The sequence below is a fragment of the Kitasatospora sp. CB01950 genome, from assembly GCF_001905465.1.
GTDB lineage: Bacteria > Actinomycetota > Actinomycetes > Streptomycetales > Streptomycetaceae > Kitasatospora.
This window is the reverse complement of the sequence record NZ_LISX01000002.1, coordinates 262,174-282,979: the sequence shown is the minus strand read 5'-3', so window position 1 is coordinate 282,979 and position 20,806 is coordinate 262,174. Positions and strand designations below refer to the sequence as shown.

Annotated in this window: 17 protein-coding genes and 1 tRNA gene; 11 read left to right on the top strand and 7 right to left on the bottom strand. The window is 73.8% G+C overall.

Features of this window, described 5'->3' with window-relative positions; all coding sequences use genetic code 11:
* Positions 1-91: 91 nt before the first annotated feature.
* The 3 genes from AMK19_RS06025 to AMK19_RS06015 form a co-directional block, all read right to left on the bottom strand.
* The gene (locus tag AMK19_RS06025; protein WP_073808736.1) at positions 92-856 is read right to left on the bottom strand and encodes an ABC transporter permease; all 765 of its coding nucleotides are present in this window, start codon (positions 854-856) and stop codon (positions 92-94) included.
* A gap of 75 nt (positions 857-931) precedes the next feature.
* Entirely contained in the window at positions 932-1,885 is a 954-nt protein-coding gene (locus tag AMK19_RS06020) for an ATP-binding cassette domain-containing protein (protein ID WP_198953258.1), read from the bottom strand.
* A 284-nt stretch (positions 1,886-2,169) separates the two neighbouring features.
* Positions 2,170-3,405 (bottom strand): glycosyltransferase, encoded by a 1,236-nt coding sequence (locus tag AMK19_RS06015; protein WP_073808733.1) that lies wholly within the window; start codon positions 3,403-3,405, stop codon positions 2,170-2,172.
* Positions 3,406-3,590: 185 nt separating this feature from the next.
* Here AMK19_RS06015 and AMK19_RS06010 point away from each other — a divergent pair, with 185 nt between their 5' ends.
* From AMK19_RS06010 to AMK19_RS05980, 7 genes are all read left to right on the top strand, one after another.
* On the top strand, positions 3,591-4,523 hold the full coding sequence (locus AMK19_RS06010) for a 3-oxoacyl-[acyl-carrier-protein] synthase III C-terminal domain-containing protein (RefSeq protein WP_073808731.1): 933 nt from the start codon (positions 3,591-3,593) through the stop codon (positions 4,521-4,523).
* Between the two features lie 120 nt (positions 4,524-4,643).
* Positions 4,644-5,009, top strand: a complete 366-nt coding sequence (locus AMK19_RS06005) for an acyl carrier protein (RefSeq protein ID WP_083646525.1) — start codon at positions 4,644-4,646, stop codon at positions 5,007-5,009.
* A gap of 2 nt (positions 5,010-5,011) precedes the next feature.
* A complete protein-coding gene (locus AMK19_RS06000) occupies positions 5,012-5,860 on the top strand; it encodes a hypothetical protein (protein ID WP_073808730.1) in 849 nt (282 codons plus the stop codon).
* Positions 5,857-6,570, top strand: coding sequence for a 4'-phosphopantetheinyl transferase family protein (locus AMK19_RS05995; protein WP_073808728.1), 714 nt, complete (start codon positions 5,857-5,859; stop codon positions 6,568-6,570). The genes AMK19_RS06000 and AMK19_RS05995 overlap by 4 nt, the downstream gene beginning before the upstream one ends.
* 2 nt (positions 6,571-6,572) lie before the next feature.
* Positions 6,573-7,451, top strand: a complete 879-nt coding sequence (locus tag AMK19_RS05990; protein WP_073808726.1) for a hypothetical protein — start codon at positions 6,573-6,575, stop codon at positions 7,449-7,451.
* 5 nt (positions 7,452-7,456) lie between these two features.
* On the top strand, positions 7,457-9,091 hold the full coding sequence (locus tag AMK19_RS05985) for a condensation domain-containing protein (protein WP_241844266.1): 1,635 nt from the start codon (positions 7,457-7,459) through the stop codon (positions 9,089-9,091).
* A gap of 146 nt (positions 9,092-9,237) precedes the next feature.
* On the top strand, positions 9,238-10,191 hold the full coding sequence (locus AMK19_RS05980) for a DUF5996 family protein (RefSeq protein ID WP_073808725.1): 954 nt from the start codon (positions 9,238-9,240) through the stop codon (positions 10,189-10,191).
* Here the strand turns inward: AMK19_RS05980 and AMK19_RS05975 are convergent.
* Positions 10,083-10,835 carry a hypothetical protein gene (locus AMK19_RS05975; RefSeq protein ID WP_073808723.1) on the bottom strand — a complete coding sequence of 251 codons (753 nt, stop codon included), beginning with the start codon at positions 10,833-10,835 and terminating at the stop codon, positions 10,083-10,085. The genes AMK19_RS05980 and AMK19_RS05975 overlap by 109 nt on opposite strands.
* A gap of 42 nt (positions 10,836-10,877) precedes the next feature.
* On the bottom strand, positions 10,878-12,398 hold the full coding sequence (locus AMK19_RS05970) for an ArnT family glycosyltransferase (protein ID WP_073808722.1): 1,521 nt from the start codon (positions 12,396-12,398) through the stop codon (positions 10,878-10,880).
* 124 nt (positions 12,399-12,522) lie between these two features.
* On the opposite strand from AMK19_RS05970, the gene murQ reads away from it, so the two are divergent.
* Positions 12,523-13,464, top strand: coding sequence for an N-acetylmuramic acid 6-phosphate etherase (gene murQ, locus AMK19_RS05965; protein WP_073808720.1), 942 nt, complete (start codon positions 12,523-12,525; stop codon positions 13,462-13,464).
* Between the two features lie 19 nt (positions 13,465-13,483).
* Here the strand turns inward: murQ and AMK19_RS05960 are convergent, their stop codons facing one another.
* On the bottom strand, positions 13,484-15,553 hold the full coding sequence (locus AMK19_RS05960) for an ATP-binding SpoIIE family protein phosphatase (RefSeq protein ID WP_073808719.1): 2,070 nt from the start codon (positions 15,551-15,553) through the stop codon (positions 13,484-13,486).
* Between the two features lie 777 nt (positions 15,554-16,330).
* On the opposite strand from AMK19_RS05960, the gene AMK19_RS05955 reads away from it, so the two are divergent.
* Positions 16,331-17,584 carry a GAF domain-containing sensor histidine kinase gene (locus tag AMK19_RS05955; RefSeq protein ID WP_073809539.1) on the top strand — a complete coding sequence of 418 codons (1,254 nt, stop codon included), beginning with the start codon at positions 16,331-16,333 and terminating at the stop codon, positions 17,582-17,584.
* Positions 17,585-17,655: 71 nt separating this feature from the next.
* Here AMK19_RS05955 and AMK19_RS05950 read toward each other — a convergent pair whose 3' ends face one another.
* Positions 17,656-18,300, bottom strand: coding sequence for a response regulator (locus AMK19_RS05950; RefSeq protein WP_073808717.1), 645 nt, complete (start codon positions 18,298-18,300; stop codon positions 17,656-17,658).
* A gap of 94 nt (positions 18,301-18,394) precedes the next feature.
* On the opposite strand from AMK19_RS05950, the gene AMK19_RS05945 reads away from it, so the two are divergent.
* Both AMK19_RS05945 and AMK19_RS05940 read left to right on the top strand, forming a co-directional pair.
* Positions 18,395-20,284: an AMP-binding protein gene (locus tag AMK19_RS05945; protein ID WP_083646523.1), complete on the top strand. Its 1,890-nt coding sequence runs from the start codon at positions 18,395-18,397 to the stop codon at positions 20,282-20,284.
* A 445-nt stretch (positions 20,285-20,729) separates the two neighbouring features.
* A tRNA-Ala gene (locus AMK19_RS05940) sits at positions 20,730-20,803 on the top strand.
* Positions 20,804-20,806 lie beyond the last annotated feature (3 nt).

The window sequence follows — 20,806 nt, the reverse complement described above, 5'->3', positions numbered from 1 at the left end:
GCCTGGCCCCACTCAGTGCTGTCGTGACGTGCCGTCGTGCCGGTGCTGTCGTGCCGGTGCTCTCGTGTCGGGGAACTGCGTCGGGGAAGTGTCAGCGGATCCGGCGGGCGAACAGGCGGGCCGCCCAGGCCACCGCCAGGGCCGTCATCAGACCGGTCAGCAACAGCCCGCGCCACACCTCCGGCGCGTCCAGGTGACCGGCGAACAGGGCGCGCATGCCCTCCACGCCCCAGTAGCAGGGGTTCCAGGACGCGGCGGTGCGCAGCCAGGCAGGGGCGAGGGCGATCGGCAACAGGGTGCCGGAGAGCAGCGCCAGCGGCTGGGCGATGGTGTTGACCACCGGCCCGAGGGCCGCGTCCGTGGGCACCAGCAGCGCCAGGCCGTAGGAGACCGAGGACGCCATCAGCGCCATCAGTGCGAGCAGCGCCATGGCCAGCAGCAGGTCGGTGAGGCCGACGGTCAGACCGAACGGGATGGCCAGCACGGCGATCAGCAGCGACTGGACGAGCAGCGCGGTGGTCTCCCGCAGGGCGCGGCCGAGCAGCAGCGCGACCCGGCTGACGGGTGTCACCCGGGAGCGTTCGATGACGCCGGCGTGCAGTTCGCCGAGCAGCGTGAACCCGGTGAACAGGCCGCCCATCACGGCCAGCGCGGACAGCAGCCCGGGCACGTAGATCCGGTACGCGTCAGCGGTGCTGTGCGCGCCCGACGCGGCCAGCGCGGAGGTGAGCAGCGGGGCGAACAGCAGCAGGTAGCACAGGGGTTGGAGCAGTCCGACGGCCAGCCACGCGGGCGAGCGGGCCATCAGGAGCAGTTGGCGCTGGTAGACCAGCCAGGTGTCGCGGGCGAGCTTCACGGGGACCTCGGGGCGTCGGAGCGGCGGAGGGCGAGGCAGGGCGGGGCGGGGGGAGGGGAGGGGGGAGCGGGGGCGTCAGGCGTGGACCAGCGGGCGTCCGGTGAGCGCCAGGAACACGTCGTCCAGGCTGGGGCGCTGCAGCTGGACGTGGTCCGGCTCCAGGCCGGCGGCGGCCAGCGCGCGCAGCAGCTGCGGGATCGCGGTGGCCGCGGAGTCCACGTGCAGGCGCAGCCCGTCCTGCCCGGGAAGCGCCTCCAGGCGCTGGACGCACGGGAGTTCGGCGAGGGCGCGTTCGGCGTGGGCGGTGTCCTCGGCGCCGGGCAGGCCGATGGTGACGGCGTCGCCGGAGATCTCCTGCTTGAGCTGCTCGGGGGTGCCCTCGGTGACGATGCCGCCGTGGTCGACGATGCCGATCCGGTCGCACAGGGCGTCCGCCTCGTCCAGGTAGTGGGTGGTGATCAGCACCGTCATGCCCTGCTCGCGCAGGCGGCGGACCTCCGACCAGACCTGGGCGCGGCTGCGCGGGTCGAGCCCGACGGTGGGCTCGTCCAGGAACAGCACCCTGGGCCGGTGGACCACGCCGAGGGCGAGGTCGAGGCGGCGGCGCTGGCCGCCCGAGTACGTCTTGCAGGGGCGGTCGCCGAACTCGGCCAGGTCGAAGGCCGCCAGACCCTGTTCGGCGCGCTGCAGCGCCTCGGCCTTGCGGATGCCGTACATCCGGGCCTGCAGGACGAGTTCCTCGCGGGCGGTGGCCTGGTCGGTGGTGCCGCCGCCCTGGGCGACGTAGCCGATCCGGCGACGGACCTCGCCGGGCTCGGCGCGCAGGTCGGCGCCGGCCACGGTGGCCTCGCCGCCGTCGGGCGCGAGGAGGGTGGCGAGCATGCGCAGCGTGGTGGTCTTGCCTGCGCCGTTCGGGCCGAGGAGGCCGTAGATCTCGCCCTCCGCGACGTTGAGGTCGATGCCGCGCACCGCGTCGACGGTGGCGGCGCCGCGGCGGGGCCGGAAGGACTTGCGCAGCCCCTTGGTCACGATCAACCCGGACTCCTGTGCTCGGTCGGTGGGTTCGGTGGGTTCGGTGGCGGTGCGGAAGCGGTGGCTTCGGGAGCGATGGGCTCGGAAGCAGTGGATCGGAAGCAGTGGATCGGAAGCAGTGGATCGGAAGGCAGTGCCTTGGAAGGCGGCGGCTCGGGGAGCAGTGGGCTCGGAAGCGGTGGGGGAGGTGCGAGGCGAGGGGGACGGCGGATGCCGGAGCAGACCCTAGGGCCCGACCCCGCCCGCCCACAATGGTCTGGACCAGGTGGTGGAGTCGTCGCTCAGCGCGGTGCGCGCGCGAACCGCTCCAGCCGCTCGACTGCCGCCACCGCGCCGCCGCCCGCCCGGAGTTGACGTCCGAGGAGCTGTGCGGAGGCGGTGAACGCCGGGTCGTCGAGGACGGCCCGCAGTGCCGCGTGCAGCTGCGAGGAGGTGGCGGTGGCGAAGTCGACCCGGACGGCTGCGCCGAGCGCGGCCAGCCGGCCCGCCGTCACCGGCTGGTCGTGCCGGATCGGCGCGACCACCAACGGCCGCCCGTGGACGAGGGATTCGGCGACGGTGTTCATCCCGCCGTGGCACAGTACGGCGTCCACCGCCCCGCGCTCAAGCAGTTCCAGCACCGGAACGCGCTCGCACACCACCGCGTCCGGCGGCCACCCGGCGTCGCCCGGGCCCGCCACCACGGCCTGCACGTCCGGGAGTTCGGCGAGCGCGGCCGCCGTCCGGTGCAGGAATCCGCCCGCGACGTCGGCGGCCAGCGTGCCCATGGTGACCAGCACCCGGCGGCGTTCCGGCTCCAACCGGGCCCAGGGGAACGGGGGTTCGGAACGGTCCGCCAGCAGCGGCCCGACCAGGGCGTATCCGTCGGGCACCCGGTCCAGCCCGGCCAGCTCCCGACAGGTCGGGGCGATCAGCAGGCCGGGGGAGAAGCGCGGATCGGCGAACTCGGCGGCGGGCAGGCCGGCCCGCTCCCACAGGCCGCGCAGCACCCCGTCCCGCCAGGCGGCCAACTCGCCGTCGCCGCCAAATGGTTCGCCGAGCGGATCGCCGAGCGGTTCGCCCAGCGGTTCGCCGCGTGTTTCGCCGAGTGTTTCGCGCAGCGGTTCGCCGAGCTCCAGCGAGGACGGCGCGAACGTCGCCCACCGCACGCCCGCGCCGTGGGCGGCCAGCGCGCCCGCCGGGCTGTGCTGATCGACCAACACCACGTCCGGCCGCCACTGCTCCACGGCGCGGCGCACCGCCCCCAGCGTGAACCGGGTGTGCGGCACCACGAAGCCCTCCCAGAGCGACCGCACCGCCGCTGCCCCGCCGATCGCCTGCTCCCGGAACACCCGGGCGCCGGTCGGGTGCAGCACCGCCTCCTCCCCGAGCACCGGGCGCAGCGCCGACTCCGGCCCCACCCAGGCCACTTGGTGTCCGCGCGCGGCCCAGGCCAGGGCCAGCGCCCGGGCCGGCAGCAGATGCCCGGCGAGCGGCGGCACCACGATGAGCAGGCGCAGCGGGGTGGTCACGGGCATGGGCGAAGGCCTTCCAGGAGAGGATCGACGGCCGGGCGGGCGACGCGGGTTGCCGGGCCGGGCGAGGAATTCGTGCGCGTCGTGTGCAAACGACGGAGAACTGGTACAGACCACAAGGGGGAGTCGGGAAGGAAGCGCCGGAGATCCCTTGTGCGGGCCGGTGAGGCGTGGGAATACTAGCCCGCGTGACCGCTCTGGAAGCAGTCGCCGTCCACCTTCCGCCCGTCGCCGAACCGATCGAACAGGTCGGAGCGCGCCTCGGACTGACGGACCGTCAGATCAGGCTCTTTCGCCGGTTCCACGGCCTCGACCAGGTCAGGGTGGACCCCGACGGAGACCTGACCGATCTGCTCACCTCCGCAGCGAAGGCCCTGGCCCCGCTGCCCGGAAACGAACACCGCGTGAAGTACGTGCTGCACGCGCGCAGCCTGCCGATCGCGGCGCCCTACCCGCACAACCCGCTGCACGACGTGCTCGGCCGTCTGGGGCTGACGCACGCCCGTGCCTTCACCGTCACCCACCACGCCTGCGCCGGCTCGCTGTTGGCGCTCGACGTGGCCGGTCGGCTGCTGGCGGCAGACCCCGACCCCGCGGCGCTGGCGTTGATCCTGGCGGGCGAGAAGACCTTCACCCGGGACGCCCGCATCGTCCCGGACACCGCCCTCTTCGGCGAAGGGGCGGCGGCCGCCCTGGTGCGCGCCGAAGGCGAACACGACCGCGTGCTGTCCTACGCGGTCGACCAGCGCGGCGAGTTCGACGGGCGACTCGCCGCCGATCCGGAGCTGATGGCGCGCTACCAGCGCAACTACCCGGAGCTGATGACCGCGGTGATGGAAGCCGCGCTGGACGAGGCCGGCGAGAGCTGGGACTCGATTCGGCTGCTGCTGCCGCACAACGTCAACCAGGTCTCCTGGCAACGGATCTGCCGCCGGATCGGGTACCCGCCCGACCGCGTGGTGCTGGACAACGTCCCGGCGGTGGGGCACAGCTTCGCCGCCGACATCCTGCTCAACCACCACACCGCCACCCGCCGCGGCCTGCTCCGCCGCGGCGACCGCTACCTGGTCGCCGCGTCCGGACTCGGCGCGACCTTCGCCGCCATGGTGCTCCAGCACTGAGGCACGCACCCGCCCGGGGCCGCCACGGCCCCGGACCGGCGCGCCCGCGCGAAGGCCCCGGCCGCCGCGCGAGCGCCGCACCCGGCCCGCACCCCCGGGCCCCGCCGACAGGGAACCGCCATGACCGACCCGACCACACCCCCGAACGACCGGCCCGCCGCCGACCGGCCCGCCGCCGACCGTGCAGACGCCGACCGGCCCGCTGCCGACGGGACCGCCGTCGACCCCGAACTGCGCGGCCGCGCACTCGACGGCATCCTCCTGCTACTGCCCCGCGTCCTCAAGCGCGACCTGCCCGACGTCACCGAGAACGCCTGCCTGTTCGACGACGTGGGCCTGACCTCCGCCGCCACCCTGGAACTCATCCTCGAACTCGAGGACCACCTCGACGTACAGATCGACGTCGAAGGCATCGACCAGGACGACCTCCGCTCGGTCGGCACCCTGGCCGGCTTCGTCGCCGGACACGTCATCGCCGAGGACTGAGCGTGCGCGTCCACGGACCGCTGCCCGCCACCACCCTGCCGCGCACCGCCTCCCCGCTGCGCCTCACCGCCGCCCGCGCCTTCGACCTGCCCGGCCACTCCCCGCTCGCCGCCGACCCCGACCTGCGCACCTTCACCGCCGACCTGTCCCGCCGCTACGGCGTGGCACTCGACGAGGACGCGCTGACCGGGGCCCGCGGCCAGTCCTACGCGGCGCTCGGCGAACTAGCCGTACGCCAACTGACCGACACCGCAAGCCCGGTGGACCTGCTGGTGCTGGTGTACGCGACACCCGACGTCCGCCCCGGCCAGTCGGTGGCGATCCAGCTCGGCAACCTGTGCCCGGGCGAGCCGCTTTCCTTCGCCCTCTGCGACGAGGGCGTCGGCGGCACGTTCAGCGCACTCGGCATCGCCGACGCCTACGCCCGCACCGGCGGCGCCCGACGAGCCCTGCTGATCGCCGTCGAACAGGCCGACCTGCATCACCGGCCGCACCGCCCCGCCCGACTGCCCGACCGGCACTCCGCCGCCGCGCTGCTCTGGGAGGCCGACGGCGGGGGCCGCCCGCTCCAGCTGCTCGACAGCGCGGGCGGGATCAAGGAACTGGGCGCCGCACTGCCGGACGGGACGCTGCTGGTGCTCGGACCCGGGCTGGCCCACGCCGCCGCGCCCGACGGAGTGGAGACCCGGCGCGCCCGCCCCGGCAGCCCGTACACCGGGGGCTGGGCCGCGCTCGCCGACGCCCTCGCCGAGCCGCGGCTCGCGGGGCGGCCGCTCGCGCTCGCCGACCTGGAGCCCGAGACCGGCCGGCTCGACCTGGCCTGCTGGGCGCCCGAGGAGCCGACCGGATGACCGCCGTCTGGTTGATCGCCACCGAAACCGGCCCCGAACAGGCCTGGGCACTGGCCGAGTTGCTCGACCCGGACGAACGGGCCCGGGCCGCCCGCACCGCCGACGGCCCGTACCGCCGCCGCTGGATCGCCGCGCACGCCGCCGCCCGCCGACTGACCGCCGCCGCCGCGGGCGTCCCGCCGGAGCACGTCCGCTGGCAGCGCGGCCCGTACGGCCGACCCGAACCCGTCGGCGCGGCCGAGGAGTTGAGCGTCAACCTGAGCACCTCCGGCCCCTGGGCGCTGTTCGCCGTCCAGCCGCGCGCCTGCGGCGAGATCGGCGCGGACCTGGAACCCGTCCCGCCCGAACCGGCCGCCGCCCGACTCGCCCGCCGCTACTACCCGACCGACGAACTCGACGGCGAGGCAGCCGAGTTCACCCGTCGATGGACTCGCAAGGAGGCGTACACCAAGGCCTACGGCGGACGCCTCGCCGACGGGCTGCGCACGCAGGTCGGACCGGTCGACGGCCCCGGCCCGCACCGGATCGACGGGCCGCTCGGCCCCTGCGTCGTCCACGACCTGCCCGCCCCGCCCGGCTACCGGGCCGCGGTCGCCCGCACCGGCACCCGGCCGCTCCTGCCCCGGCTGCTGACCTACCCGGCCGACCTCGCAGGCGAGTTCGGCCTCCACCTTTCCCCAGTCGCCAGCCGGCCCGAACCCGAAGGCTGACCATGACCCGCCACCCCGACGACGCCACCCCGCTGCCTACCGACGCCCCGGGCGTCCAACTCCAGCCCGCCGCCTACGAGAAGCTGCTCGACGCGCTGCGCGGGTCGATCGCCCGACTCGCCGCCGACGAGCCGTTCGAGCGACTCGTCGTCCCACCCGTGATCTCCCGCGCCACCATCGAACGGGCCGGCTACGTCGCGTCCTTCCCGCACCTGCTCGGCACCGTGCACAGCTACACCGGCAGCGCCGCCGACTGGCGTCAACTCGCCCCGCTGATCGCCGAGTCCGGGCCCTGGCACCTCCGCCAGACGGTCTCCGACCTGGTCCTGCTGCCCGCCGCCTGCTACCCCGTGTACGCCACCCTGGCCGGCCAGGACCTGAAGCAGCCCGCACGGTTCGGCGTCGAGGCCCAGTGCTTCCGGCAGGAGGCCACCGCCGAGCCCGGCCGGCTGCGCACCTTCCGGATGGCCGAACTCGTCACCGCCGGCACCCCCGCGCACTGCCTCGACTGGCGCGAGCACTGGCTGGCCCGGGTCGCGGACTGGCTGGAGGCCCTCGGCCTGAAGCCGTCGATCGACCTCGCCGACGACCCGTTCTTCGGCGGCGGTCGCCGCCTCTACCAAGCCGCCCAGCGCGCCCAGGAGTTGAAGTTCGAACTGCGCGTCGAACTGGCCGACGGACTGGTCCAGGCGATCGCCTCCGCCAACATCCACAAGGACCACTTCGGCGAGGCCTTCGCCTTCGCCGCCGACGGCGCACCCGCCCACACCGCCTGCACCGCCTTCGGTCTCGACCGGATCGCGCTGGCCCTGCTGCACACCCATGGCCCCCGCCCCGTCGACTGGCCCGCGACCATCAGCACCGCCCTGAACGGAGACTGACGCACGTGTCCGCACAGCAAGACGTCGTGGTGCAGTTCAGGTCCGAAGCCCCCGAAGCCGAAGGGCCCCTCACTCTCGGCCAGGACAACATGATCCGCTGCCTGCGCCACGACGAACCCTCGCACATGAACAAGCAGGCCTGCTGGAACGTCCCCGCCGGCGCCGACCTGCCCGCATGCCTGGCCGCCCTCCGCACCCTCGCCGAACGCCACCCCGCCCTGCGCACCGTCTTCCCCGGCCCCACCGACCGCCAGCCCGAACGCCAACGGGCACAATCCGAAGGCGAGTTCACCGTCCGGGTGATCGAGCTCGCCGAGGACGAGGACCGGGCCGAGCAGGCCGAACGGTACTGCTGGGACGGTCGCCGCCAGGCCTTCGACCTGGCCGAGGAATTCCCGCTCAGGTTCGCCGTCCTCACCCGCCACGGCGTCCCCGTGCTGCTCGCCGTGGTCATCTGCCACGCCCAACTCGACGGCGTCGCCACCGGATTGCTCTACCAGGAGTGGCTGACCCTGGCCGCCGGCGGCACCCTGCCCGCACCCGCCGCGCCCACCCCGATCGAGGTCGCCGAACAGGAGCGCTCCAGCTCCGGGCAGCGTCGCACCCGCGCCGCCCTCCGGCACTGGGAACACATCCTCGCCGACCGGCCCTCCGCCGTCTTCGCCGACGACCGGATCGGCCCCAACGACACCCTGCTGCCCACCCTCGGCATCCGCTCCACCGCCGGCGCCGCCTCCCTCGCCCGCGCCGCCCAGCGCACCGGAGCCTCCAACTCGGCCGTCCTGCTGGCCTGTTACGCAGCCCTCGCCGCGCACCGCGCCGCCCGCTCCACCGTGGTGATGGCCGCCCTCTCCGCCAACCGCCACCGCCCCGGCCTCGCCGACCACATCGGCACCCTCGCCCAGGACGCCCTGCTCGCCGTCGACACCGACTGCCCCGACCTCGACACCCTGATCGGCCGCACCCAGGCCCAGGCCCTGTCCGGCTACTGGCACGCCACCTTCGACGCCGAACGCATCTGGCAACTCATCGAGGACGTCGCCCACCGTCGAGGCTCCCGGTTCGCCCGGCACGTCGTCGTCAACGACCTCAGCGCCACCGTCCCCGACACCGTCGCCGCCGCCCGCCCCGACCCGGCCGACGAACCCGACCTCGCCTGGTACCCCGCCGAACCCACCCCCACCCGGCTGATGCTCAACATCTGGCGCACCACCGGCTGCCTCGAATTCACCCTGCACACCCACCCCGACGTCCTCGACCGCGAAGAAACCGAACTCTTCGCCCACGCCCTGCTCCGCCTGCTCGACCTGGCCGGCCGGCGCACCGTCCGCCTCGGCGCCGACGGCGAACTCGCCGACCTGACCGGCCTCCCCGCCGGCCGCCGCGACAAGGCCCGCTGGCAGCAGATCGGCGCCAACTGGATCGACCTGGACGCCGTCGCCGACCTGCTGCGCACCGCGCTCGGCGCGAGAGAAGTCGAAGTGCGTTACGAGGACGGCGAGTTGACGGTCAGATCCGACACGGCGCTGACCCCCGGGCAGGCCCACGCCGCCGTGATGGCCGCCCTGCCCGGGCACGACACCGCGATGGCACCGCACCGCTACGTCCTGGGCGGCGGCACCGGCAGCGGACGGGACTGACCGCGGCACCGCCGGTGCGCCGGACCGACTGCGGCACCCGGGTGGGTCTCCCCGCCACCCGGGCGCGTCGCGGCCGGGCGGTGCGCGACACCCCGCGAGGATGGGACGCGACCCCCGTCCCGACCCATCCTCAGCCGGAGCACATCATGGAGCTGTTCCCGCCCCTGCCCCTGGAGTCCTGGCGGGACACCAAGGAGACCCTGCACCGATTCGCCCAGGTCATCGGCAAGATCCGGCTGGCCGGCAGCCCCCGCCGCAACCACTGGTGGAACGTCCCCTACCACCTCACCGGGCGCGGCATCACCACCCGCCCCACCGGACCCACCCGCGGCGGCGACGCCTTCACCATCGACTTCGACTTCACCGACCACCGCCTGTACATCCGCACCCTCGAAGGCCGCGAGGACTCCTTCCCGCTCACCGGCCGCTCCGTCGGCGACTTCTACCGCGACACCCTGCGGGCCCTCATCCACCTCGACATCGACATCGTCCCCGAACACCCCCACCCGTACGACCTGCCCGACGCGCACCGCCCGTTCGCCGACGACCAGGAACACCGCAGCTACGACCCGGCCGCCGTCACCACCTACTGGCACATCCTCAGCCAGGTCGCCCTGCTGCTGGAGGAGTACGCCGCCGGATACTCCGGCAAGACCAGCCCCGTGCACCACTTCTGGCACACCTTCGACATCGCCGTCACCCGCTTCTCCGACCGCGAGATCGAACAGCCCGCCGCCGACCCCGTCACCCGCGAGGCCTACTCCCGCGAAGTCATCAGCTCCGGCTTCTGGTTCGGCGACAGCAACGTCCCCGAACCCGCCTTCTACTCCTACACCGCCCCCGAACCCGCCGACCTCGCCGCCCGCCCCCTCCACCCGTCCGCCGCCTCCTGGACCTCCAGCCGCGGCAGCCACCTCGCCCTGCTGCGCTACGACGACGTCCGCGCCGCCGCCGACCCGTGGGCCACCGTGCTCGACTTCCTCAACTCCGCCTACCGCGCCGGCGCCCAACTCGCGGGCTGGGAACGGCAACGCGAATGCCCGGGCGGCGTCACCGACTCCGTCCTGCGGACGGAACCGCCGGCCTGGTCCTGCCAGTAGAACAACAGGGTGTCGACCTTCAACGGCTCGCGGTCGCCGAAGCAGTAGACGCACAGGCCGGTGACCAGGACGCCCCTGGTGGCCTCGTCGATCCAGCGGAAGCCCGCCTGCTCCAGGACCGCGCGGACCGGCGAGTCGTCCGCGGGGCCGCCGGCGAAGGGGCCGAGCGTGCTGATGAAGAGGCTGTCCAGACCGTGGCGGCCGACCAACGCGTCCAGACCGGCCTCGCCGAGCAGGCGGAAACGCTGCCACGGTTCGGCGGCCAGGACCGCGAGCCGGGCCGTCGCCGTGCGGTCGCCTTGGACGCCGCGCGCCTTCAGACAGGCCTCGCGCAGGCCGTACCGCTCGCCGTCGGTCCGGTCCGGGTGCCGCAACCAGGGCGGCAACTCGACGCGGTCGCCGAGCAGATCGAGCAGGGCGCTCCGGAGCTCGGTGGTCTCCCGGCCGTCGCGGATCACGGCGAGCAGGCCGGAGACGTGCTGTTCGGGAACCCGACCGGCAAGAGCCTCGACGCAGGCGCGACGGCGGAACCAGCTGTGCGCCGGATCGGTCGCGTATCGGGCGAGCCCGTCCGCGTCGACGGCCCGCAGAGCGGCTCCGTCGTGCGGTCGGTCGAACGGGATCAGATCGTCGATGCCGGTCACCGGGGAATACCAGGGCCTGTCCGGCACCGGGCTTCCTGCCGCTCAGTAGAAGTGCCGCAGCCGGGGCCAGAGTTGTGACCACGGCGCGACCGGGCCCGCGCACAGCAGCACCGGGGCGTGCTGTTCCTCGTTGGCCAGGCCGTGGCCGTTGTCGACCCGGGCGACCTCGCGGCAGGCGGTGAAGGCGCGTTCCACCTCCGGGTGCGGCGCGGGGTGGATCAGCAGCACGGGGCCGGTCGCGGAGTCCGGCGGGGGACCCCAGTCGGCGTACGACATGTGGCCCGAATACGGCGTCGGCAGACCGTACCTGCCGCCGTAGCGGGCCAGTGCGCCCGCCTCGCCGTAGTCGGTGGCGAACACCACGGCCCGGCCCCGCTGCTCCGGCGGGACCAGCTCCCATCCGGCGCCCACCGCCGCCGCCAGCTCCGGCCAGCCGACCTGCTCCGCCGACTCCTTGTACACCCAGGCCACCACCGGGAGTTGGCGTGCCGGGAGCACCGGCAGCGTGATCACCGCGTTCACCGCCGCCGCCAACGCCAGCACCGCCGCCATCCGCACCCGGCTCCGCCGCACCGGCCGCATCCGGTCCACCGTCGGCTGGGACCCCGCCGCCAGCACCAGCAGCAGCGGCGGCAACGCGTAGTACGGCTTGCCGCCCACCAGCAGCACCAGCACGCACAGCCCGAGGTACCCGTACGCCAGCGGCCGCGCCCAGCTCAGCTCCGGCTCGCGCCGCAGACGGCGCAGGCCGCTCAGCCACATCGGCACCAACCAGGGCGACAGGTACAGCAGTTGCATCGGGACGAAGGTCAGCCGGTTCGCCAGACCGTCCTGCCCGCTGATGCCCGAGGCCACCGTGAGCTGCGGCCAGCCGTGCCGCGCCTGCCAGTACAGGTTCGGCGCGGCCACCAGCACCGCCAGCAGTGCGCCCAGCGGCAGCCAACACCCCTGCAGCAGACGGGGGTTGCCCCGGAACCGGACGGCCGGAAGCAGCGCGGCGGCCCACAGCAGCACCAGGTCCTTGTTCAGCAGCGCGACGCCCACCGCCGCGCCGATCGCCACCCACCAGCGGCGCTCGCCCGTGCGCAGCAGCCGCAGCACCAGCACGCCGATGCCCGTCCACGCGAACAGGTCGAAGCTCGCCGTGGACAGCATGTGCCCCAGCGCCAGCACCATCGCCGACACCGCCGCACCCGCCGCCGCCATCGTCTGACCGCCCCGGCGCGCCCCCAACTCCCGTGCGGCCACGGCGACCAGGACGATCGTCGCGGCGCACAGCAGCACCGCGACCACCCGCAGCCCCGCCGGGCTCTCGCCGAACACCGCCGTCGACAGCCGGGCCAACGCCGGTGTCAGCGGCGGCTGATCGACATAGCCCCAGGCCAAGTGGTGTCCGGCGGCCAGGAAGTAGAGCTCGTCGCGGTGGAACCCGTACCGCCCGAGCAGCGCTGCCTGGAGCACCGTGACGCCCGCCGCGACGGCGAGCACCGGCGCCAACGCGAACCGCGCCAGTCCGCCGCCGGGCGTGGCGACGGCAGCGGACCCATCCCCCCGAACGTCCATGCGGGGAGTGTGACAGACCCGGCGGCAAGCGCCAGGGTTCGGACCGGATCGGACCGGCAAACCTTCGGCGGCACGGCCCAGTTGGAGCCGAACGCGCACCGGCGACCGGCTAGGCTCGGGAACTGTGAACGGCACCCCGCAGCCCAGTGACCTGCCCGTCTCCCTCGTCGCCGACCTGGCCACCGAGGCCCGGCGCCCCGAGCACGCGGACATCGACCTGCTGCCCACGCTGGAGATCGCCCGGCTGATGAACGCCGAGGACCGCACCGTCCCGGACGCCGTCGCCGCCACACTGCCCGCGATCACCGCCGCCGTCGACGCGATCGCCGAACGGATGGGCCGCGGCGGCCGGTTGATCCACGCCGGCGCCGGAACCGCCGGCCGACTCGGCGTCCTCGACGCCGCCGAATGCCCGCCCACCTTCAACACCGGGCCCGGCCTGATCGTCGGGCTGATCGCCGGCGGACCCGAGGCCTTCACCGCCGCCGTCGAGAACGCCGAGGACGACCGCGCCGCCGCCGTCGCCGACCTCGACGCCCTCCAACTCACCGCCGCCGACACCGTGGTCGGCATCTCCGCCTCCGGCCGCACCCCCTACGCCGTCGCCGCCGTCGAACACGCCCGCGCCCTCGGCGCACTCACCGTCGGCCTGTCCGGCAACCGCGACTCCCCGCTCGCGACCGCCGCCGACCACGGCATCGAGATCGTCACCGGACCCGAACTCCTCGCCGGCTCCACGAGGTTGAAGGCCGGGACGGCGCAGAAGCTGGTGCTCAACATGATCTCGACGATCACCATGATCCGGCTCGGCAAGACCTACGGGAACCTGATGGTCGACCTCCGCGCGACCAACGAGAAACTCCGCGACCGCAGCCGCCGCATCGTCGCCCTCGCCACCGACGCCGAACCGCACGCCGTCGCCGCCGCACTCGACGCCACCGATGGCAAGGTCAAGGACGCCGTCCTGCTGCTCCTCGCCGACATCGACGCCGCCACTGCCGCTGCGCTGCTCGCCCGGCGTGGCGGCCGCCTGCGCGACGCTGTCCAGGAAGCTCTGAAGAACTGACCAACAGGGCGTTGCCGCCTCACAGTTGTTGCTCCGCCCAGATGGTCTTGCCGCGCGGCGTGTGCCGGGTGCCCCAGTTCCGGCACAGCTGCGCCACCAGCAGCAGGCCCCGGCCGCCCTCGTCGAAGGTACGCGCCCGGCGCAGGTGCGGGGCCGTGCTGCTGCCGTCCGACACCTCGCAGATGAGCGTGTCGCCGTCCCGGATCAACCGCAGTCCGATCGGCGGCAGGCCGTAGCGGACGGCGTTGGTGACCAGCTCGCTGACCACCAACTCGGTGACGAACGCGGCCTCTTCGACGCCCCACGCGGCGAGCGTCGTCGCCGTCACCTTGCGGGCCCGCGCCACCTCCGACGGGTCGCGGCGCAACTCCCAATCGGCTACGTCCAGTTCGTGCAGCGCCCGGGTGCGGGCCAGCAGCAGCGCCACGTCGTCGCTGGGCGCGTCCGGGCCCAGCATCGTGGACAGCACCCGGTCGCAGAGCTCCTCCAGCGAATCCGCCGGGTCGGCGAGCGCCGAACGCAGCCGGTCCAGGCCCAGCGCAGGGTCGCCGCGCAACTCCGAGGCCCGCAGCAGACCGTCCGTGTACAGCGCCAGCACACCGCCCTCCGGGACCGCCAACTCCCTGGCCTCGAACGGGAGTCCGCCGAGACCGAGGGGCGGGCCCGGCGGCAGCTCCGGGAAGGTCACCGAGCGGTCCGGGCCGACCAGCACCGGGCCCGGGTGACCGGCCCGGGCCATCGTGCAGGTCCGCGCGACCGGGTCGTACACCGCGTACAGGCAGGTCGCCCCGACGCTGCCGCCCGCCCAGGTCGCCGTGGCGTCCGGCAGCTCCTCCAGATCCACCCGCAGCACCAAGTCGTCCAGATGGGTGAGGAGTTCGTCCGGCGGCATGTCGATGTCGGCCAGCGTCCGCACCGCCATCCGCAGCCGGCCCATCGCCGCCGACGCGGGCACCCCGTGACCCACCACGTCGCCCACCACCAGCGCCACCCGGGCACCCGACAGCGCGATCACGTCGAACCAGTCGCCGCCCACCCCGTCCCGGCCATTCACCGGCAGGTAGCGGAACGCCACCTCCACCGCCGCCTGCCGGGGCGTCCGGGCCGGCAGCAGCGAACGCTGCAGAGCGAGCGCGGTGTCGCGCTGCTGGGTGTACTGGCGGGCGTTGTCCACCGACAGCGCCGCCCGCGCCGTCAGCTCCGTGGCCAGCACCAGATCGTCGTCGTCGAACGCCTCCGGCGAACGGTGCCGCAGGAAGATCGCCACCCCCAGCGTCACCCCGCGTGCCGTCAACGGCACCAGCAGCGAGGAATGGATGCCGAACTCCGCCGCCGCCTTCTGCCGCCGCGGCTCCCGCTCGATCCAGCCGCGCAGCCGCGGATCGCGGATGTCCGTCCGCACCGGCCGACCCGAGGACAGCACCTGCGCCATCGGCGACTCCGGCAGAATCACGTCGCGCGCCCCCGTCGCCACCGCGGACTCCGGGCAACCCGGCAGCACCGACTGCTGCGCCACCCGGTAGAACACCAGTCCCGCGTTGGACGGCGGACCGCCGCCGAACACCGGATCCAGCAGGTCCACGCCGACGAAATCCGCGAAGTCCTCCGTACCGACGTCCGCCAACTCCTGGGCGGTGCGCTGCACTTCGAGAGTGGAGCCGATCCGCAGGCCGGCCGCGCCGAGCATCGCCAACCGGCGCCGGGCCCGATCCTCCGGGCGGGCCTTCCGGCCGGAGGCCTCGGCGATCGCCGGCGGCGGATCGGCCCCCAGCGGCTGCAACGGCTGCGCGGACACCACCCAGGTCGGATCGCTGCCCGCCGTCCGCACCGGGACGATCGCCAGCTCCACCGCCACCGGGCCGCGCTCCGAACGGATCAGCCGGACCATGCCGGTGAACGGCTCGCCCTCAACCACCGCACGCAGCAAGGCGATCGGCGGGTCGCCTGCCAGCAGGTCGAACGCCGAACGCCCCAGCATCCGGTCGGCCGGGAACCCCGACATGCGCTCGGCGGCCGCCGACCATCCCGTGATCGCGCCGTCGCCGTCCACCGTCGCAGTCGCCGCACGGCCCGGTACCCGTGTCGCCATGTCCGCACATTCCCCTTCGGTGCAGCAACCCCCAGGCCATGCCTTCAGCATCGCCCCGTGTCGCAGACGCCTCAAACCGCCACGCCGAGTGCCGTCGAGGTCGAACGTGTGTTCGGCGTCGGTGGGGGAGTCGGAGGGCGGCGGCCTCGGCGACGGGAGCGGCGCCGGGGGCAGTGTCGGAGGTCGGTTCCAGCGTCTGCGGGCCGGTGGCGAGGGTGTCGGCGAGCGCCGCCAGGACGGGCGCGGCAACGAAGCGGTCGATCTCGCCGGGCCCGGTGCGGTCGGGGGCGGACCTGGCCGGTGCACGGACCGTCGCGGAACCGGGTCGACCGCACCACCGTGGAGCCCGGGGTGGCCCGCGCTGGCAGATTCCCGTCGGCCCGGCCCCGGGCGCGGAGGAGGGTCTCTACCAGCGGGCCGTCAGGGGGGTCCATGGTGGGGCCGCGTCTCTCGCGGAGAGCACCACGAAGTGCCGGGCACCTGGGAGTTCGGCCGCATCTGCCAAAGTCAGGACGGCATCGTGATCCGCCGGCTTGGCCTTCCTGGGCACCTCACCTCCGCGAACTGCTCCTCTTCGGCGCTCGCGAGGTCCGGCACCACCGGCCGCGCCCCGGCGGCCCGCCCGCCTGTTCCGGGCGCTCGACGAACGGACGTGCGGCTCATCGCAGCGCCGCGTGCACACCCGACTGCTCAGGGACGGTCGGGACTGCAAGGCCTTGTCCCGGCGGCGGTGTGATCGTCGGTCAGCTGAGTGTCTGGACCGGTACGCTGCCGCGCATGAACGGCGGCGGTGGCAGAAGCGAACACGAGGCCGAGGTGCTGGCCGCGCTCGCCGAACTGGACCGGATCGAGCACGAACGGACCCGCCGCATCGCGCTGCTCGACAGCCGGCGCACCCTCCGGGCCGTCGCGGAACGTGCCCGCGCCGAGCACGGCTTCGAACTCGGCCTCGGCGGGCTGGTCGAGGGCCGGGACCTGGTGCTGCGCGTCTGGTCCGGGACGCTCCACACCACCCTGCACGACCTGCGGATACCGCTCGGGCTCGGCCTCGGCGGCCGGGTGGTGGCCCTCGGCAGCGCTGTCGTCGTCCGCGACTACTACCGCTCGAGCCGCATCACCCACGACTTCGACCAGCAGGTCGGCAGCGAAGCCGTCACCGGCATGGTCGGCCTGCCCATCGGCACCGGCCCCGCCCGCGGCGTCCTCTACGGAGCCATCCGCGGCAGCGGACAGATCGGCGACACCGCCATCGACGGACTCACCCGACTCGCCCACCTCGCCACCCTCGCCGTGGACGTCGCCGACGGAGCCGCCACCCTCGCCGACGCCGCCGTCACCGGCGAACGCCGCCGGATCGCCGCCGAACTCCACGACGGCGTCGGCGCCATGCTCTTCGGCCTCGGCAGCTCCGTCCGCGACCTGCGCGCCGACACCGCCCAACACCCCGAACTCGCCGCCCGCCTGCACCGCCTCGAACGCGAACTCGGCGACGCCGCCGCCACCCTGCGCGCCGCCGTTGCCCGCCTGCACCGCGACCGGCCCGCCCACCCCGGTGGCGCAGGCCCCGGCGACCACCTCGTCGCCGACCTCGCCGAAACCCTCCGCACCTTCGAACAGCGCACCGGCACCCCCGCCACCTTCGTGCCCATCGGAACCGCCCCGCGCCTGGACGCCGAACGCGCCGCCCTGCTGCGCCGCACCGTCGCCGAGGGCCTGCTGAACGTCGAGAAACACGCCCGGGCCGACTCTGTCGCCGTCACCCTCACCCACGATCGGCACCGCCTCGACCTCGCCGTCATCGACGACGGGCCGGGCCCCGAAAGCAACGGGAAACCGCTTTCCACACCCAACGGGAAACCGCTTTCCGCACCCGCCACGGACCGCGCGGCCCACACCCCCGCCACCGGCGCGGGCCTGCCCGCCCTCCGCGCCTGCTACGAACGCCTCGGCGGCAGCCTCCACCTGCACAGCGACGAGGACGGCACCACCCTGCGCGGCGAACTCCCGCTCCCGCTCCCGGCCACGTCCTGACACCCAGGCGCCCTGGCGTGCTGAAGCCCTGACGCCCTGACGTTCTGACCGCCCGGACGCGGGCAGTCGCGTCAGAGCAGCTGCTCCTGCTGCGCCCGGCGGATCGCCTCGACCCGGTTGCGGGCTCCGAGCTTCTGCATCGCCGTCTGGAGGTACGTCTTGACGGTGTTCCGGGTCAGGCCGAGCTCCTCGGCGATCTCCGGGTTGGTGCGGCCGGTCGCGGCCGACCGGATCACGTCGTACTCGCGTCGGCTCAGTGACAGCCGGAACAGCCGGGCCTGCAACTGGGCGGGGGCCGAGCCGCTCAGTCGTGGGTCCAGCACCTGCTGACCTGCGGCGGCCAGCCGCAGCTGGGCGACCAGGTCGGTGTCGGTGACGTCCTTCAGCAGGCAGCCGTGGGCACCGGCCGCGAGCGCAGCGGAAAGCGCATTCCGGTCCTCGAACGCGGTGAACAGCACCACCCGCGCGTCCGGCGCGGCCGCCCGCAGCAGCGGCACCGTCTGCGAGCCCGGCAGGTCCGGCAGCCGCAGGTCGAGCAGCACGACGTCCGGCCGCAGCGTCCCGGCCAGCGACACGCCCTCGCGGGCCGTCCGGGCCGACCCGACCACGGACACGTCCTCGGCCCGCCGAATCAGCGCGGACACGCCGTCGCACACGACCGGATGGTCGTCGACCACCAGGACCCGTACGGTACGACCAGTGGAGCCATCCGCCATTCGAGCGAACTCTCCTCTCCAGGTGGGGGGACCGCAGACGCACGCCGGCGGAAATATTGGGTGCGACGGTAACTGAACTAAGAGGGGTCAGGCCATGGGCTCAGCCGAGAACGTCCGCAACAACGAGCAGCCACCGTTCGGGCCGGGCAGCGACTCGGGCTCCGGATCGGGCACCGGCTCGGACGCCGGGCAGGCCGGGGCACGGCTCGACCGGGCCGCTTCGGTGGCCAACTTCCGGGCCGCCCGTGAGGTGCTCTGGCAGCACGCCACCGACTACGACACCGCGTACCGCACGTTCGAATGGCCGGAGTTGGGCGAGTTCAACTGGGCGCTCGACCACTTCGACCCGATGGCGCGCGGCAACGACCGGCCCGCGCTGTGGGTGGTCGAGGCGGACGGCAGCGAGCGCGTCCACACCTTCGACCAGCTCGCCCGCCGCTCCGACCAGGTCGCTAACCACCTGCGCGCGCTCGGCCTCGGACGTGGCGACCGGGTGCTGGTGATGCTCGGCAACGTCGGCGAACTGTGGGAGGTGATGCTCGGCGCGATCAAGCTCGGCGTGGTGCTGATCCCCGCCACCCTGCTGCTGTCCACCGAGGACCTTGCCGACCGCCTCGACCGCGGCGAGGTCCGCGCCGTGATCGCCGCCGCCGAGGTCGCCGACCGCTTCGCCGACCTCCCCGGCGCCCCGCTGCGGATCGCCGTCCGCGCTGCCGATGACAGCAACACGGTGCCCGGCGACAGCAACACGGCCCCCGACGACAGCACCGCGGTCCCCGACGACAGCACCGCGGTCCCCGCCGGCTGGCACGACTACGCGCAGGTCGACGCCGCCGCCGAGGAGTTCACCCCCGACGGCCCCACCCTCGCCGACGACCCGCTGCTGCTGTACTTCACCTCCGGCACCACCTCCAAGCCGAAGCTGGTCGAGCACACCCACGCCTCGTACCCGGTCGGTCACCTGTCCACCATGTACTGGATCGGGCTGCGCCCCGGCGACGTCCACCTCAACATCTCCTCGCCGGGCTGGGCCAAGCACGCCTGGAGCAACCTGTTCGCGCCGTGGAACGCCGAGGCGACCGTCCTGGTCTTCAACTACGGCCGGTTCGACGCCCAGCAGTTGCTGGAGGTGATCGCCCGCTGCAAGGTCACCACCATGTGCGCGCCGCCCACCGTCTGGCGGATGCTGATCCAGGCCGACCTCGGCGCCCACCGCACCGACCTGCGCGAACTCGTCGGCGCCGGCGAACCGTTGAACCCCGAGGTGATCGAACAGGTCCGCACCGCCTGGGGATTGACCATCCGCGACGGCTTCGGCCAGACCGAGACCACCTGCCAGATCGGCAACAGCCCCGGCCAGCCCGTCAAGCTCGGCTCAATGGGACGACCGCTGCCCGGCTACCACGTCGCCCTCCTCGACCCGGACGGAAAGCCCGTCGGTGAAGGCGAGTTGAGCCTCGACCTGGCCCGCCGCCCGCTCGGCCTGATGCGCGGTTACCGCGGCGACGCCGAGCGCACCGCCGACGCCATGCGCGACGGCCACTACCACACCGGCGACGTCGCCGCCCGGGACGCCGACGGCTGGATCACCTACGTCGGCCGCGCCGACGACGTCTTCAAGGCCAGCGACTACCGGATCTCCCCGTTCGAGCTGGAGAGCGTCCTGATCGAACACCCCGCCGTCGCCGAGGCCGCCGTCGTCCCCTCGCCCGACCCGCTGCGCCTGGCTGTCCCCAAGGCGTACGTGGTACTGGTCGAGGGCCGCACCCCCGGACCCGAGCTCGCCCGCGACATCCTCGCGTTCACCCGCGAGAAGCTCAGCGCCTACAAGCGCATCCGCCGCCTCGAATTCGCCGACCTGCCGAAGACCATCTCCGGCAAGATCCGCCGCGTCGAACTCCGCAACCACGAGGCCGACCGCACCGAGAACCGCAACCCGAACGAGTACTGGGACAGCGACTTCCCGGACCTCCGCCAGGGCTGAGCAACCCGCCCCACCCTCAACGGGAAACCGCTTTCCACACGCCCCGCCGAGCCGTCGGCAGAGCAACCGGAAAGCGATTTCCCGTTGCCGGAGGCAGCTGCCCCGACGAGTGGAGGGAAAGCGCTTTCTCGCCGTCCGGGAGGGTGAGTGTCCGGAGCGCCGGGAAGCCGCTTTCCGCGCACCCCCGCCGAGTTGTCGGCGGAGCAGGGGGAAAGCGCTTTCCGCTGCTCCGGGGGCGGGTGTCTGGGCGAGCCGGAAACCGCTTTCCGCGCGCCCTCGCGGAGCTGTCGGCAGAGCAGCCGGAAACCGCTTTCCCGCCGCCCCGGAGGCAGGTGTCCGGACCAGCCGGAAACCGCTTTCCCGCCGTCCCCGGGGGCACCCGCCCGGGCGAGTCGGAAAACGCTTGCCAACGACCCGGTGCGTACCGGTAGCATCCCTCCCACCTCCCGGGCGTAGCGCAGAGGCAGACGCATCGCTTTCGCAGAGCGGGTCACGCCGGTTCGAATCCGGCCCCCGGGAGGC